Annotated in this window: 16 protein-coding genes; 5 read left to right on the top strand and 11 right to left on the bottom strand. The window is 73.3% G+C overall.

Annotation, left to right across the window (positions count from 1 at the left end):
- Positions 1–89 precede the first annotated feature (89 nt).
- Genes MFF61_RS16190 through MFF61_RS16210 form a run of 5 tightly spaced genes read right to left on the bottom strand, consistent with a single transcriptional unit; the run spans position 90 to position 4,413 of the window.
- A complete protein-coding gene (locus tag MFF61_RS16190; RefSeq protein ID WP_238236125.1) occupies positions 90–932 on the bottom strand; it encodes an alpha/beta hydrolase in 843 nt (280 codons plus the stop codon).
- Complete coding sequence (locus tag MFF61_RS16195) at positions 925–1,830, bottom strand: polysaccharide deacetylase family protein (RefSeq protein WP_238236127.1); 906 nt, start codon at positions 1,828–1,830, stop codon at positions 925–927. The genes MFF61_RS16190 and MFF61_RS16195 overlap by 8 nt, the downstream gene beginning before the upstream one ends.
- A complete protein-coding gene (locus MFF61_RS16200) occupies positions 1,827–2,606 on the bottom strand; it encodes an ABC transporter ATP-binding protein (RefSeq protein ID WP_238236130.1) in 780 nt (259 codons plus the stop codon). Before MFF61_RS16200 ends, MFF61_RS16195 begins: the two co-directional genes overlap by 4 nt.
- A gap of 8 nt (positions 2,607–2,614) precedes the next feature.
- Complete coding sequence (locus MFF61_RS16205) at positions 2,615–3,469, bottom strand: ABC transporter permease (protein ID WP_373324711.1); 855 nt, start codon at positions 3,467–3,469, stop codon at positions 2,615–2,617.
- Positions 3,466–4,413, bottom strand: coding sequence for an ABC transporter substrate-binding protein (locus MFF61_RS16210; RefSeq protein ID WP_238236131.1), 948 nt, complete (start codon positions 4,411–4,413; stop codon positions 3,466–3,468). Before MFF61_RS16210 ends, MFF61_RS16205 begins: the two co-directional genes overlap by 4 nt.
- 120 nt (positions 4,414–4,533) lie before the next feature.
- Between MFF61_RS16210 and MFF61_RS16215 the strand changes: the two genes are divergently transcribed.
- On the top strand, positions 4,534–5,457 hold the full coding sequence (locus MFF61_RS16215) for a LysR family transcriptional regulator (protein WP_238236132.1): 924 nt from the start codon (positions 4,534–4,536) through the stop codon (positions 5,455–5,457).
- Between the two features lie 106 nt (positions 5,458–5,563).
- Here MFF61_RS16215 and MFF61_RS16220 read toward each other — a convergent pair whose 3' ends face one another.
- Together MFF61_RS16220 and MFF61_RS16225 are read right to left on the bottom strand one after the other, a co-directional pair.
- A complete protein-coding gene (locus MFF61_RS16220) occupies positions 5,564–6,661 on the bottom strand; it encodes an SPL family radical SAM protein (protein WP_238236133.1) in 1,098 nt (365 codons plus the stop codon).
- Between the two features lie 56 nt (positions 6,662–6,717).
- The gene (locus MFF61_RS16225) at positions 6,718–9,120 is read right to left on the bottom strand and encodes a PAS domain-containing sensor histidine kinase (protein WP_238236134.1); all 2,403 of its coding nucleotides are present in this window, start codon (positions 9,118–9,120) and stop codon (positions 6,718–6,720) included.
- Between the two features lie 182 nt (positions 9,121–9,302).
- Here MFF61_RS16225 and MFF61_RS16230 point away from each other — a divergent pair, with 182 nt between their 5' ends.
- Positions 9,303–10,190, top strand: a complete 888-nt coding sequence (locus MFF61_RS16230; protein ID WP_373324714.1) for a lytic transglycosylase domain-containing protein — start codon at positions 9,303–9,305, stop codon at positions 10,188–10,190.
- A gap of 27 nt (positions 10,191–10,217) precedes the next feature.
- Here the strand turns inward: MFF61_RS16230 and MFF61_RS16235 are convergent, their stop codons facing one another.
- Genes MFF61_RS16235 through MFF61_RS16245 form a run of 3 tightly spaced genes read right to left on the bottom strand, consistent with a single transcriptional unit; the run spans position 10,218 to position 11,478 of the window.
- Positions 10,218–10,928: a hypothetical protein gene (locus tag MFF61_RS16235; RefSeq protein WP_238236135.1), complete on the bottom strand. Its 711-nt coding sequence runs from the start codon at positions 10,926–10,928 to the stop codon at positions 10,218–10,220.
- 56 nt (positions 10,929–10,984) lie between these two features.
- A complete protein-coding gene (locus MFF61_RS16240; RefSeq protein WP_238236138.1) occupies positions 10,985–11,311 on the bottom strand; it encodes a hypothetical protein in 327 nt (108 codons plus the stop codon).
- Positions 11,308–11,478, bottom strand: coding sequence for a hypothetical protein (locus tag MFF61_RS16245; RefSeq protein ID WP_238236139.1), 171 nt, complete (start codon positions 11,476–11,478; stop codon positions 11,308–11,310). Before MFF61_RS16245 ends, MFF61_RS16240 begins: the two co-directional genes overlap by 4 nt.
- A 224-nt stretch (positions 11,479–11,702) precedes the next feature.
- Between MFF61_RS16245 and MFF61_RS16250 the strand changes: the two genes are divergently transcribed.
- Positions 11,703–11,954 (top strand): DUF3297 family protein, encoded by a 252-nt coding sequence (locus tag MFF61_RS16250; RefSeq protein ID WP_238236140.1) that lies wholly within the window; start codon positions 11,703–11,705, stop codon positions 11,952–11,954.
- A gap of 15 nt (positions 11,955–11,969) precedes the next feature.
- Here the strand turns inward: MFF61_RS16250 and MFF61_RS16255 are convergent, their stop codons facing one another.
- Complete coding sequence (locus MFF61_RS16255) at positions 11,970–12,203, bottom strand: hypothetical protein (RefSeq protein ID WP_238236142.1); 234 nt, start codon at positions 12,201–12,203, stop codon at positions 11,970–11,972.
- A 177-nt stretch (positions 12,204–12,380) separates the two neighbouring features.
- Between MFF61_RS16255 and MFF61_RS16260 the strand changes: the two genes are divergently transcribed.
- Both MFF61_RS16260 and MFF61_RS16265 read left to right on the top strand, forming a co-directional pair.
- Entirely contained in the window at positions 12,381–12,803 is a 423-nt protein-coding gene (locus tag MFF61_RS16260) for a DUF2852 domain-containing protein (protein WP_238236144.1), read from the top strand.
- Positions 12,804–12,974: 171 nt separating this feature from the next.
- On the top strand, positions 12,975–14,231 hold the full coding sequence (locus MFF61_RS16265) for a GTP cyclohydrolase II (RefSeq protein WP_238236145.1): 1,257 nt from the start codon (positions 12,975–12,977) through the stop codon (positions 14,229–14,231).
- Positions 14,232–14,241 lie beyond the last annotated feature (10 nt).

A 14,241-nucleotide genomic window follows, 5' to 3' on the forward strand; every position in this document is an offset into this window, starting at 1 on the left:
CGCGGCTGCCGCTCGAAGCATGCGAACCCCTCCCTCACGGGAGGGGGGATCCCGCGCTTGCTGCGGTGGCGGAGCGGACCAGGGACGCGCTACGCCCGCGCCGGCCCCACCGCCAGCCCCACCACCATGTCGGTGAGCGCGCCGTCCGGGCGGATGAGTTCGTCGAGGACCGAGAAGTGGTCGTGGCCCGCGAGCGCGACGAGGTCCCCGGGCAGGCCCGCCCCGCGCCATGCGGCGTGGTAGGCGCAGGATTGGCGGCGCAGCTCCGGCAGCTCGCCGGCGCCGTACGCCACGGCCAGCGGACCGGACGCCTCTGGCAGGTGGCGGATCGGCGAGAGCGCGTCGGTCTCGGCCTCGGTGAGCGTCAGCGCGTCGTTGAGGACCGTGCCCCTGATCGGCGCGAGGTCGAAGATGCCGCTCACGGCCAAGCCCGCATCGGCGGCGCCCGCCGAGAGCGCCAGGGCCGCGAGGTGGCCGCCCGCCGACCAGCCGGCGACGACGAGGCGGGGCTTGCCGCCGCGCTCGCCCTCGTAGGAGCGCAGGAAGGCCAGGGCGGCCCGGACCTCGCCGCCGATTGCCGTCATCGTGGCATCGGGGGCGAGCGTGTAGCCGATCAGCGCCACGTCGAGCCCGCGGGCGAGCGGGCCCTCGGCCATGCAGGCGAACCCCTCCTTGGCGTTCCGCTGCCAGTAGCCGCCATGCAGGAAGGCCAGCATCGGCGCGCCGGCCGCGCCGCAGCGGAAGACGTCGATGCGCTGGCGCGCCTGCGGCCCGTAGGGCAGGTCGAGTTCGCCCGGATGCGCCTCCCGGAACGCGGCGCTGCGCTCGCGCCAGCCCGCGACGGTGGCGGCGCTGCCCGCGACCGCGCCCGAATTGTCGTAGGCCGCGCTCAGCGCGGCCCGGTCCAACGTCCGCCAGTCAGCTTCAGCCATCGTCACCCGTTCCGAGATACCAGTCGAGGAGGTCGCCTCCCTGCCAGAAGAGCACGTCGGGGCGCGCCCGCAAGGCGTCGAGGAGCCGCTCCACCACGCCGATGCGGTGGGGCACCCCGGTGATGTAGGGATGGATGGCGAACCCCATCACCTTGGCGCCGCCGAGCGGGCCCTCGCTCCCGGCCTCGGCGGCGAGGCGGTCGACCTGCGCGAGCGCCCGCTCCACGAACTCCTCCGCCCGGTGATGCTGGATCGCCAGGATCGGGATGTCGTTGAGTTCCACCGAGTAGGGCAGGGTGACGAGCGGGCCGTGGCGCGTGGCGATGCGGCAGGGCCGGTCGTCCACCACCCAGTCGCCGACGTAGCGGATGCCGGCGGCCGCGAGGTGGTCGGGGGTGTCGAGCGTCTCGGTGAGGCCGGGGCCGAGCCAGCCGAGCGGGGGAGCGCCGGTGAAGCGCGCGATCGTCTCGACCGTGCGGGCGATCATCGCGGGCTGATCCTCGATCCGGTGCGTGGGCACCTGATGGAAGCCGTGGCCCATGAACTCCCAGCCGGCGTCGCGCGCGGCCGCCGCGACCCGCGGGTAGGCCTCGCAGACCGAGCCGTTGATCGACAGCGTCGGGCGGATGTCCCGGCGCACGAAGGCGTCGAGGAAGCGCCAGAAGCCGACGCGCATCCCGTATTCGTGCCACGCCCAGTTCGGCACGTCCGGCAGCAGCACGGCGGAGGTGGGCGCCACCAGCACCTGCCGGGGCATCGGATTGTCGATCAGCCAGTGCTCGACGTTGACGACCGGCCAGATCGCCACGGATCGGCCGCCGGGCAGGCTCAGGCGCGGGCGGTCGATGGCCGCCCGGTAGGGGAGGCGGTTCTCCGGGCGGCGGGGATCGTGCGTCATGCGGCCTTGCGGGCGTGATGGCTGTGGAGCTGGCCCGCGAGCATGCGGCGCACGTCGTTGAAGGCGGGGCTCGACACGTCCCGGCGGCGCGGGAGCGCGATGTCGTGCACCGCCTCGATCCGCCCCGGGCTCGGCGACATCACCACCACCCGGTCGGCGAGAAAGACGGCCTCCTCGATCGCATGGGTGACGAACAGCACGGTGAGGCCGGTACGGCGCCAGAGGTCGAGCAGTTCATCCTGCAGCCGCTCGCGGGTCATGGCGTCGAGCGCCCCGAACGGCTCGTCCATCAGCACCACCTCGGCGTCGTTGGCGAGCACGCGCGCGATGGCGACGCGCTGCTTCATGCCGCCCGAGAGCTGGTGCGGGTAGGCATCGGCGAAGCGCTGCAGGCCGACGACGTCGATGTAGCGGGCGGCGGTCTCGCGCACCTCCGCGGCCGGCCGGCCGCGGGATTTCGGCCCGAAGCCGATGTTGTCGCGCACGGTGAGCCAGGGAAACAGGCCGTAATCCTGGAACACCATGCCGCGGCCCGGGTCCGGGCCGGCGATGGGCTTGCCCCACATCAGCGCCTCGCCCTCGCTGGCGGATTCGAACCCCGCCACGATGCGCAGCAGCGTGGACTTGCCGCAGCCCGAGGCGCCGAGCAGACAGATGAACTCGCCGCGGCGCACCGTGAGGTTGGCGCCGCGCAGGGCGTCGATGCGGGCGCCGTTCACCGTGAAGGTCTTCGAGACGCCCCGGATATCGAGGATCGGCAGTGTCGGCTCAGACATGGTTGGACTCAGACATGGGCGGGGCTCCAGGCGAGGAGGCGGCGGCCGATCAGGGTGACGATGCGGTCGGAGACGAAGCCGGCGAGCCCGATCACCACCATGCCGCAGATCACGATCTCGGTGCGCGACAGCTGGCGGGCCTCCATGATCATGGCGCCGAGGCCGGTGGGCACGCCCGTCATCTCGCCCACCACGATCACCACCCAGGCGAAGCCGAGGCCGAGCCGCAGGCCGGTGAAGATCGACGGCAGGGCGGCCGGCAGCACGACGCGGGCGAACTGCGCCGAGCCGCGGCAGCCGAGCATGGACGCCGCCTCGAACAGCCGCGGCTCCACCGAGCGCACCCCGAACACCGTGTTGACGAGGATCGGGTAGAAGGCGCCGAGGAAGACGAGGAAGTAGGCCGAGCGCGGCCCGAGCCCGAACAGGATCATGGCGAGCGGCAGCCACGCGGTGACGGGCACCGGGCGCAGGATCTGGAAGGTCGGGTCGAGGAGCTGGCGCACCAGCGGCACGCGGCCGATCAGGAGGCCGAGCGGCAGCGCGGCGAGGACCGCGAGGCCGAAGCCGCCGAAGACGCGGGCGAGCGAGGCGCCCAGATGCGTGAGCAGCGTCGCGCTGAAGGCGTCGTCGTTGATGCCGCCGACCGCAAGATCGCGCAACGCCGTCCACACCTCGGCCGGGGGCGGGATCAGGCTGTAGGGCCGCCCCACCGTGGCGAAGTGCCAGATCACGCCGAGCGCGAGCGGGAAGGCGAGCGCGAGCAGGATCTCGCGCAGGCGCCCGAGCGCGAGGCCGGGGCGCCTCGGCGCGGGTTCGGCCGAGACGGCCGCCACCGCAGGGGAGAGACCGGCGCTGCTCACGCCGCCCTCATCGCGTCGACGAAGCGGGTGTCGATGAAGGTGGCGAAGTCGGGCAGGCGCTTGATCTGCTTGAGCGCCAGCATGTGGTCGGCATAGGCCCTGGCCTGCCGGATCTCGGTGTCGCCGAGGCGCCAGGTCAGCTCCACGTTCGGCGCCGACAGCTCGATCGCCTCGCGCTTCTGCCCGAGCTTGGCCACCGCCATCGCCACCATCGCGTCGCGGTTCCTGGCCGCGTACTCGGTGCCCTTGCGGTGGATGTCGAGCATGGTGCGCACGAGGTCCGGCTTCTCGGCCAGCGTGTCGCGGTGGGCGCCGAACACCATGTTGAGCGCGCCCATCTCGGTCCCGTAGGGATACTCGACGAGGCTGCCGATGCCGGTCGACAGGCTCACGCCCGGCCCGGGCTCGGCGCCCACATAGGCGTCCACGTCGCCGCGCGCGAGCGCGATGTGCATCTCGCTGAAGGAGACGCGCACGGGCGTGATGTCCTTGACGCTCATCCCCTCCATGCGCAGCCGCTCCAGCACGAACACCTCCTGGGTGGAGCCCGGCCAGATGGCGACGCGCTTGCCCTTGAGGTCCTTCAGGGCGGCGATGCCCGCATCCTTCTTGGCGATGATCGCCATACCGCGGTTGCAGGTGGTGGCGATGACCACGAGCGGCTCGCCCGCCGCCGCGCCCAGCGTGGCCGCCGCGATGCCGAAGGTGCCGAAATCGACGGATTTCGTGACGACGGCGTTCTTGCACTCGGTCGGGCTCTCGAAGGGGACCACCTCGACCCGGACGCCGGCCGGCGTGAACTGGTCGTAGAAGTGCGGCGCGATCGAGTGGATGAGCTTGAGCGAGCCCATGCGGATGACGGTGGGCGTCTGGGCCCGCACCGGCAGCGGTGCGAGCGCGAGGCCGGCGCCCAGGCCGGTCAGGAGGTCACGGCGGCGGATCATGGCGGCGTCCCGTCGAGGAAGAACGCGTGCAGGCTACGCAGCGCCCCTGTTGCAGGCGAGTGCTCGTTTTCGATTGACCCGTTGCCCGAAAGGCAACGGCTTGGGGCGAGGGTCCCGCCGATGAAGCACCTGCGCACGCTCTCCTACGTGGCCGAGATCGCCCGCAGCGGGTCGATCCGGCGCGCCGCGGAGGCGCTCAACATCACGCCCTCGGCCCTCACCCGGCAGGTGCAGGACCTCGAATACGAACTCGGGACGCCGATCTTCGAGCGGATCGCGCAGGGCATGCGGCTCAACGCGGCGGGCGAACTCCTGGTGCGGCACATCCGCGACCAGTTCGCGGATCTCGAACGGGTGCGCTCGCAGATCGCCGACCTCTCGGGCGTGCGCCGCGGCCACGTCGCCATCGCCTGCAGCCAAGCTTTCGTGAACCACGTCGTGCCCGACGAGGTGGAAGCCTACCGGACGCGGTTTCCCCAAGTGTCCTTCACCGTGCAGGTGCGCGATCACGCGCAGGCGGTGGCGGCCGTCACCGCCTTCGAGGCCGATCTCGCGCTGGTGCTGCAGCCGCCGCCCTCCGGCGACCTGCAGGTGCTGTTCGCCTGCCGCCAGCCGGTCTGCGCCCTGATGCGGCGGGCGCACCCCCTGGCGCGCGAGCCCGGACCGGTGCGCCTGCGCGACTGCCTCGCGCACGCGCTGGCGCTGCCCGACCGCTCGCTGGCGCTGCGCCATCACCTCGACCGGGCGCTCCTGCGCACCGGGCCGCCCGCGCGCCCGGCGGTGGAATCCGGCTCGCTCGAACTCCTGCGCAACCTCGTGCTCCGGGAGGAGCTGATCACCTTCCAGGTGCCGAGCGGCATCCCGGACGATCCGAGCCTGTGCGCGCGTCCGATCGATGCGCGCGACCTCGACACGATGGCGATGATCCTCGGCCAGTTGCGCGGCCGGATGCTGCCCGTCGCCGCCGCCAAATTCGCCGACCAGCTGGCGAGCAGCCTCAACCGCCGCTACGGGCAGGACGAGGCTCATACGAAATCCGGTTGATCGCTTGGCGATGCGGATTTCGGCTTCGCTCAGGCGTGTGGAGCCCTGGGCCCCACCGCGCGGGCTTGCGATCCCGTGTCCGGGAAGGGATCTTCCGGACACAGTATCAGGTCCAGTAGAGCAGGCGCGCCGCCGGCAGCCGCGCGGCGAGCGAGGCGGTGAGCCGGCCGCGCATCTCGGCCATCAGGTCCCTCGGGAGGACGTACTTGACCGAGCCGAACTTGGTGAGCTTGCGGCTGCGCTCCCCCTCCCGCATCGGCAGGTCCGAGCCCGGATACCAGCCCTCCAGCACCGTCTTGGAGCCGGGCGTGAAGCGGTGGGTGATGAGTTCGGCGGTGAGATCGAGGTCCGGCACGCCCGCGAGGGCTGCCGCGGCCTCGGCGAACAGCGCGTCGTAGGCGCCGGCCCAGTCCGGCACCGGCAGGATCGGGGCGACGGTCAGCCCGACCGGGTAGCCGGCGAGCGCCACCGCCCGCAGGGCGGCCAGCCGCGCCGGGAGCGGCGCCGTGCCGCCCTCGTAGCGCGCCGCCGCGCGGGCGTTGACCGAGAACCGGATGCGCGTGCGCCGGGCGTGCGGCAGGGCGAGCAGCGGCTCGACCGCGGCGAACTTGGTGGTGAAGCGCAGCGACACCGGCGCCCGCCACGCCCCGAACCGGCGGATCGCGGCGGAGAGCGAGCCGGTCAGGTGCTCGATGCCGAGCGGGTCGGTGTAGCAGGAGGCCTCGAAGGTCGTGCCCTCGTGCGCCCGCGCGTCCTGCACCGAGGTGATCTGCCCGGCGCCCGCATAGGCGCGCAGATTCTCCAGGATCTCGTCGAGATTGGCGTAGACCCGCGTCACCGGCGGCCCCGCAAGCGAGCCCGCGAGGTAGCAGTACTGGCAATGGGCGGGGCAGCCCTCGGCGAGGTCGACGCGCCAGTCGGCGCTCGGCGGGATCGGCTGCAGCTTCAGCTTGGTCGGCGGCGCGACGACGATCGCCAGGATGTTCTTGGCCTCGGCGTAGGCGCGGCGCGGATCGGCGTGGCGCAGGCCGGTGAGCCGGTTGCCGGCGAGGCGCTCGACCGGCAGGCCAAGCGCCTCGACCCGCGCCACCATCGCGCGGCCATGCGCGTGGTCGAGGGCGGCGGGCGTCACCAGCACCCGGCGCGGGCGCCACGGACGGGCGGGCCGAGCCGCGGCGCGCGGAACAGGAGCGTGGACGTTCATCCCGGTGAACGCGGGCGAGCCGAACCGGTTCTCAGCCGGGCCGCCAGGACGCCACGTCAGGGGTCCGCCCCCTCCGCCGCCTGCGTGGAGATCGGCAGGACGATCGTGCAGCGCACGCCGTCGGGCGCGAGGGCGTAGTCGGTCTCGGCGTTGAGCTGGTAGGGCAGCGCCTGCTCGATCAGCTCCCGCCCGTAGCCCCGGCGCCGGCTCAGCTCCTCCTCCGTCAACGTCACCGCCACGCCGCTCTCGCGCCAGTCGACGCGCAGCCGCGGCGCCTCGCTTCGCCCCCGAACGAGGCGCCAGTCCACGCGCAGGCGCCTCTCGGGCCGCGACAGTGCCCCGTACTTCAGGGCGTTGGTCGCCAGTTCGTGCAGGCCGAGCGCGAAGACCTGCACGGTCGAGGAGCGCAGGCGGATGCCGGCCGGCCCGGCCAGCACCACCTGGGTGCCTCCCACCTCCCGGGCGACGACCCCGTGCGCCGCGAGTTCGCTCCGGATGAGGTCGTCGAAGGTGATGCGCCCGCCCGCATCGAGACGCGACAGCAGGCCGTTGACGCGGGCGAGCGCCGCCAAGCGGTCCTCGAAGCGGCGCTGGAAATCCGCCAGGGAGACGCTCCCGGCGAGGGTGCGGCCCGCCACCGAGCGCACCACGCCGAGGAGATTGCGGGTGCGGTGCTGCAGTTCGGCCACCAGCACCTGCATTCGCTCGGCCGCTCTGCGCTGCAGCGTGATGTCGGTGGCGATGCCGCCGAGGCGCTGCACGCGGCCCGCCGCGTCGACGAGCGGGAAATCGGTATTGTGGATCCAGCGCTCCTCCCCGTCGGACGCCCGCAGGATCCGGAACTCGTGGGACACGCGCTCGCCCGCGCGCAGACGCCGCAGGGCCGCGATCGCGCGCGCCCGGTCCGCAGGGTGGATCCGCTCGATCCAGCGCCGCACGGCCCCGTTCGCCAGCGCCGCCTCGGACCGCACCCCGTAGATCGCCTCGAAGGCCGGACCGGCATATTCGAGCCGCAGGGTGTCGGCGTCCCGGATCCAGAGCAGGTCCGAGGAGGCATCGGTGAACTGGCGGAAGCGCTCCTCGCTCTCGCGCAGCGCCGTGCTGGTCCGCTTGTTGAGGACGGCCTGCAGGATGGCGGGCGCGAGCGCCTCGGCCGCCTCCAGGTCCTCGGCACGGTAGCCCCCCGGACGGTTGCCCAGGCCCACCATGCCCACCGTGCGCCCGGCCTGGATCAGCGGCACGCCCAGGAACGCGTGGAGGCGCGGGTGCCCCGGGGGCGTGCCGATCCGATCCGGATGGGTCGCCGGATCGTTGGCGATCAGGCCCCTGCCGTCGCGCAGCACCCGGCCGTAGAGGCCGTGGATCCTGAACCCGGTCGGAACCTTGCCGTAGGGGAAGTTGGGATCGTCCATCGTGAAGGCGGCCCAGCCGCGCTCGCTCACGGACAGATCGTCGAGGCGGTCGGTCTCGGCGTTGATCTCTCCCATGAAGCTGAAGGCACTACCGGTGACCTCCTCCGCCACCGCGAGGCAGACGCGGCCGAGTTCCTCCTCGGAGGCCGCGGTCAGCGCCTCGCGGAAGATGCGGTTCACGCCTTCCAGCACCGCGTTCTTGCGCCTGAGCCGGTCCTCGGCCCGCGCCCGCTCGACCGCGTTCCGGGTGCGCTCGGCGGTGTCCTGCACGAGCGCCACCTCCTGCGCCGTCCATGCGCGCACCGGCTCGACTCCGGAGGGGGACGCGACGAGATCGCCCGGCCCGGCGAGCGGGACGCCGGGTCCGCGCGCGGCGGCCCCGTCGTGAGGCGCCGCGCCGGCTTCCCGCTCGGCACAGGCCGTGCGCCCGGCCTCGAGATGCTCGGCGAGGAGGCGCGCCGCCTTCGCCTCGATCTCGCCCGGGTCGTCGAGCGGGCGCAGGGCGTCGCTGAGCGCGAGCAGGAAGGCCTGCCGCTCCTCGCTCGCGCGCAGGGCGTCCCGGGCCGCGACGGCGTCGCTCGTCTCGATCGCGGTGAGCTGCGCGCCGGCAATCGCCCCGTCCGCGTCCCGCACCGGACCGCACGCGACGGTGAAGTAGCCGAGTTCGGGGCCCCGCCCCCGGTCGGGCCGGAGGGCGAAGTCGTCGATCCGCCGCGCCTCGCCGTGCGCGTAGGCGGCCTCGATGAGGGGGCCGAGGCCGGGCCAGATCTCCGCCCAGCTCTCGCGCGCCGGCCGGCCGAGCGCATCCGGGTGCTTGGCGCCGATCAGCGCAGCGGCCGCGTCGTTGTAGATCTGCACCAGCTCATCGCCCCAGCCGACGAGGCAGGCGAGCGGCGTGGAAAGGCAGATGTCGACCGCCCCGCGCAACCGGTCGGGCCAGCCGACGATCGGCCCGAGCGGCGTCGCCGCCCAGTCATGGGTGCGGATGCGTCCGGCCATCTCGCCCGTGTCGAGAGGCCAGGACGGAACGTCACGACGGCCATCCACCGGCCTCTCCCTCGCCTGTCCGGGCATCCGGCCTACGCCGGAGCGGGCCGACCCCGCCATTCAGAGTGATAAGACCCGCAGAGCGACAAGACCCGGCGCGTCGCGGCAGCCCGGACTGGAACTCGCGACCGCAACCGTGGGGCTCGCGCGCACCGTGTGCACCGCGCTATAGGCAAGCTGTGATCCGCACGCTCGTTCCCTGTCTCGCGACCTGCCTCGCGCTCCTCCTGCTCGCGGCGCCGGCCCGTCCGGCGCCTGCGGCCCCGGCGGCCGCCACCCCGACGGCCGGCGCCACCGAGACCGTCGAGCAGGCGCTCTGCCGCCTGATCGAGGGCGCCGCCCAGGGGCAATCCCTGCCGGTGGCCTTCCTGACCCGGCTGATCTGGCGCGAAAGCAGCTTCCGGCCGGGCGTGGTGAGCCCGGCGGGTGCCCAGGGCGTTGCGCAGTTCATGCCCGGCACGGCGGCCGAGCGCGGCCTCGCCGATCCCTTCGATCCCGAGCAGGCGATCCCCCACGCCGCGCGCCTGCTCACCGACCTGCGCAAGCGCTTCGGCAATCTCGGCCTCGCGGCGGCGGCCTATAACGGCGGTCCGGGGCGGGTCTCGGCCTGGCTCGCCGGCACCGGCGGCCTGCCGGGCGAGACCCGGGCCTACGTGGCGGCGATCACCGGGCGCAGCGCCGAGGATTGGGCCGCGGAGGCGAAGGGCGAGCGCGGCGACCTGACCGAGCCCCCCGGCACCCGCTGCCTGCAGGTCACCGCCGCCCTGCGGGTGCGGGGCCGCAACGAGACCTATTTCGCCGACAGCACGCCCTCGCTGGCACCCTGGGGCATCCAGCTCGCGGGCAATTTCTCGAAGGCGGCCGCCCTCGCGGCCTTCGGGCGCGCCCGCGACCGCTACGCCTCCCTCCTCGGCGACGTGCGGCCGATGGTCATCGGCACCCGCTTCCGCAGCCGCGGCACGCGCGCCTTCTACCGCATCCGCGTGCCCGCCGAGACCCGCGCCGACGCCGAGACCCTCTGCAACCGCATCCGCGGCGTGGGTGGGGCCTGCCTCGTGCTGAAGACCTGACGGGAGCGCGGCGAGCGGACCCGGCGGTCAGGCCGCCACACCCGATCGTGCCGCCGCCATGCGGGCGCCGGCCGCCTCCGGCGTCAGCGGCGGCGCCTGCCGGCCGACGCCGAGGGCCTCGTCGAGGATCGCCGTCGCCTCGCGCCAGGCGGCCGGCGAGAACAGGGAGGCGGCCTCCGCCGCGTCCGCGGCCGTGCGGGCATCGGGCTCGGCCGCGAAGGTGGCGGCCCGGGCCGCCGCCGCGGCACGCGCGCCCCGCACCCAGACCGCGCCGCGGGCGGCCATGTCCGCCACGGCGCCCGCCTCCCAGGCCGCCCGGCGTGCCGCCGCCATCGCCTCCGCCGGGGTCTCGGCCTGCCGGCACGCCCGGGCTTCGCCGGGAAGGCCGATGCCGTCGAGCACCGGCGGCAGGATGCGGCGCACGGTCTGGAGCGTCAGGTAGGCGGTGCGCTCCGCCTCGACCTGCGGATCGTCGGCCGAGCCCGAGAGGCGCAGCACGAAGGCCATCAGGCGCGGACGCTCGGCATCCGGCATCGCGTCGTTGAGGCCGAGTGCGTAGGCGGCGAGCGGGGGCGAGAAGCAGGGTGGACAATCCGCCGAGGAGCGGATCTCGCGGTAGGGCAGGCCGGCCGCCACCACCGCCGCCTCGTTGATGCAGGTGCCGCCGTCCGGCCCCGGAAAGGCGTGGGAGCCCGGCAGCAGCCGCCAGTTCAGGATGTGGTCGAACGCTCCGCGCATGAGGCCTCCGGATGCTCGGCCGGAAGCTTACAGGGTTTCGCGGCGGCGGCGAGTCCTCAGGCGGTGCCGGCCGCCGGCATCGCCGCGAGGGTCTGCGCCGGCGTCTCGGTGAGGGCCGCAGCCAGCATGGCTTCGAGGCGCAGGAGATCGTCCTCGGGATCGGGCTGCCAGCCGCAGGCGCAGTGCGGATCGTCGCCGTGCAGGGAGGCGGCCTGCCGGTAGAGGTCGCCGACCGCGCGGGCCGCCGCTTCGAGGGCCGCCATCGGCGCCATCGGGCATCGCTCCAGCGCCTGCCAGAACGCCAGGGTCAGGGCGTGGCCGAGCGCGGCCTGCGCCCGTGCCTCGGCCTGCGCGCGCAGGCGCGCCTCGCGCTGCCCGCTCACCGCCGCGCCCTCCCGACACCGCCGAGCAGGGCTTCGAGCCGCGCGACGCTCAGGCCCCGCACCGGCCATCCCTCGCCGAGGAGGCCGACGCAGCCGTGGATCAGGGTCAAGGCACGCGCCATCGCGGGCTCCATCGCGGGGTCGGACGAGAGAGGAGCATTGGCCATCCGAACGCTCCGTCGTCAGGACGAATGCAAGGATTTGCTCCGCGTTGCAAGGGTCGACACGAAGATTGGAGCCGTTCGATACTATCGATCAACGCGTCTGTTCTTGTTGTTCATTATGATGATTCCAAGCGGCACCGAGGCCGCCGGAGCCGCGGGCGCGATTGGCAGGAGCCGCCCGAGCGGGTAGGGGAGCGCCCGATTGCGACATGCCGGCAGGACCACCGATGAGCGACACCCCTCCCGACCGCCTCTGCACCGACCCGAACAGCCCCCATCACGATGCCGCCGCGCTGGAGCGCGGGGTCGGCGTCCGCTTCAAGGGCGTCGAGAAGACGAACGTCGAGGAATACTGCGTGAGCGAGGGCTGGGTGCGGCTCGTGGCGGGCAATGCCCGCGACCGGGCCGGCAGCCCGATGACGATCAAGCTGAAGGGGCCGGTCGAGCCCTATTTCCGCAGCCCCGCGAAGGAGAGCTGAGGCGGGCGCCCCGCCTCAGCCGCCGATCCCGAAGTCGGGATCGGCCTCCCCGGGAGCGCCCGGGAGCGCGGCGAGGACGTCGTGGGGCGAGCGGCCGAGGAGCAGCGAGAGCGCCAGGAGCGCGAGGCCGCCGGCCGCCGCCCCGGCGAGGCGGCGGACCTTGCGGCCGAGCCAGAGGCCGGAGACGAGCGGGCCGGAGACGAGCGGGCCGGAAACGAGCGGGCCGGACGAACGGGTGGGCGTGGTCATCGGAACCTCCATCGCGGCCGGGCCGGTGCCCGCCGCCATGTCCCTTGAGTGCCCCGAGGCGGGCCGTTCCGTGTGCGGAAGCGCACGCGCAGGATCGCGATAGGCCCCCCTTGAAAGCGCCCCGGCGGCCCCGCATGTAAATGTCGTTCACATTCATATCTCCCCGGGAGACACGACGTGACTTTCTCTTCTGCCCCCTGGTCGAGCGGACGCACCTGCCGCGGTGCCGGCCCGTTCCCGCGCCGGTCCCTGGAGATCGGCGCGATCGTCCTCGGTTTCATCTATGTCTGGCCGCTGGCGGCCGCCTACGTGGTGTGGAAGCTCATGGGCTACCCGGCTCTCAACGAACTGAAATCCTTCGCGGAGCGCGGCTTCCGCGGCGGATTCGGAGTCTCCGCGTCCGGCTTCCGGCAAGGCACCGGCAACTGGGCCTTCGAGGAGTACCGCCGCGGCGAACTCGAGCGCCTGGAGCAGGAGCGCCGCCGCCTCGAGGAGGAGAGCCGCGCCTTCACGGAGTTCGTGGAGGAGCTGAAGCGTGCCCGCGACCGCGAGCAGTTCGACGCGTTCATGGCCAAGCGCCGCGCCGGCACGAACTTCTGACGTCCGGCAGGCAGGGCGGCGGGATTCCGAACCCGCCGCCGGTCCGGACGAGGAACCCGGCCGGGAACTTGACGCTCCGGCCGGGTTCGGCCATCGTCGCCAAGGTCAAGCCAACGAGGCTCCCCGGGTGGACAATCCGGGGAGCCTTCTCCGTTCGGAGACGGCCGCGCCATGACCACGTCCAACCGCTCGACGCATATCCGGCTGACCTCGCACCCGACGCCGGGCGCGGCCCGGTGGCCGATCCGCTGGGGCGCCGCCGATCCGCGGGAGCGCGGCCCGGTGATCGGAACGGTGACGAACCCGGCCGACCGCAACGTGATCGGGGCGAATGGCGGCGCCTACTCGCTCTACCGGGCGCTCGCCATCGCGGGGCGCGCCCTCAATCCGCTGGCCCGGCCCGACCTCACCAACACCCATCCGGTGGTGCCGATCGGCCCGCACCCGCAATGGGGCGAGCCAGACCGCATCGTCTCGCTCGACCCCTGGGGCCACGTGCCGGGGGAGGTCTTCGCCCCGGAGATCGCCACCGGCACCGACATCCGCCCCACCATCGCGATCACCAAGGCGCGGCTCGGCCTGCCGGAGATCCTGGCGGCCATCGGGGCGCACCGGCTCGCGGCGGACGGCACCATCCTGCACCACACCGGCGACATCGCGGTCACCAAGATCGCCGTCGATCCGGTGTGGCACCTGCCGGGCGTGGCGGCGCGCTTCGGCACCACCGAGACCGCCCTGCGCCGCACGCTGTTCGAGCAGACCGGCGGCATGTTCCCGGAACTCGTGACCCGGCCCGACCTCCAGGTCTTCCTGCCGCCGATCGGCGGCTGCACCGTCTACATCATGGGCGAGGCCGCCCGCATCGGCGCGCCCGGCACCCGCATCGCCTGCCGCGTCCACGACGAGTGCAACGGCTCGGACGTGTTCGGCTCCGACATCTGCACCTGCCGGCCCTACCTGACCCACGGCATCGAGGAATGCGTGCGGGAGGCGCAAGGGGGCGGCGTCGGCGTGATCGTCTACAACCGCAAGGAGGGCCGGGCGCTCGGCGAGGTGACGAAGTTCCTCGTCTACAACGCCCGCAAGCGCCAGGAGGGGGGCGATTCCGCCGCCACCTACTTCGAGCGCACCGAGTGCGTGGCGGGCGTGCAGGACGCGCGCTTCCAGCAGCTCATGCCCGACGTGCTGCACTGGCTCGGCATCCGCCGCATCGATCGGCTGATGTCGATGTCCAACATGAAGTACGACGCGATCGTGAATTCCGGCATCGAGGTCGGCGAACGCGTGCCGATCCCGCCCGAACTGATCCCGCCCGATGCGGCGGTGGAGATCGAGGCCAAGAAGGCGGCGGGCTACTACGCGCCGGGCGAGGCGCCGGCGGCTGGCGACCTCGACGCGGTCAAGGGCCGCGACCTCGAGCGGTTCTGAGGGAGACGGC

The sequence above is a fragment of the Methylobacterium isbiliense genome, assembly GCF_022179325.1.
Classification (GTDB): domain Bacteria; phylum Pseudomonadota; class Alphaproteobacteria; order Rhizobiales; family Beijerinckiaceae; genus Methylobacterium; species Methylobacterium isbiliense.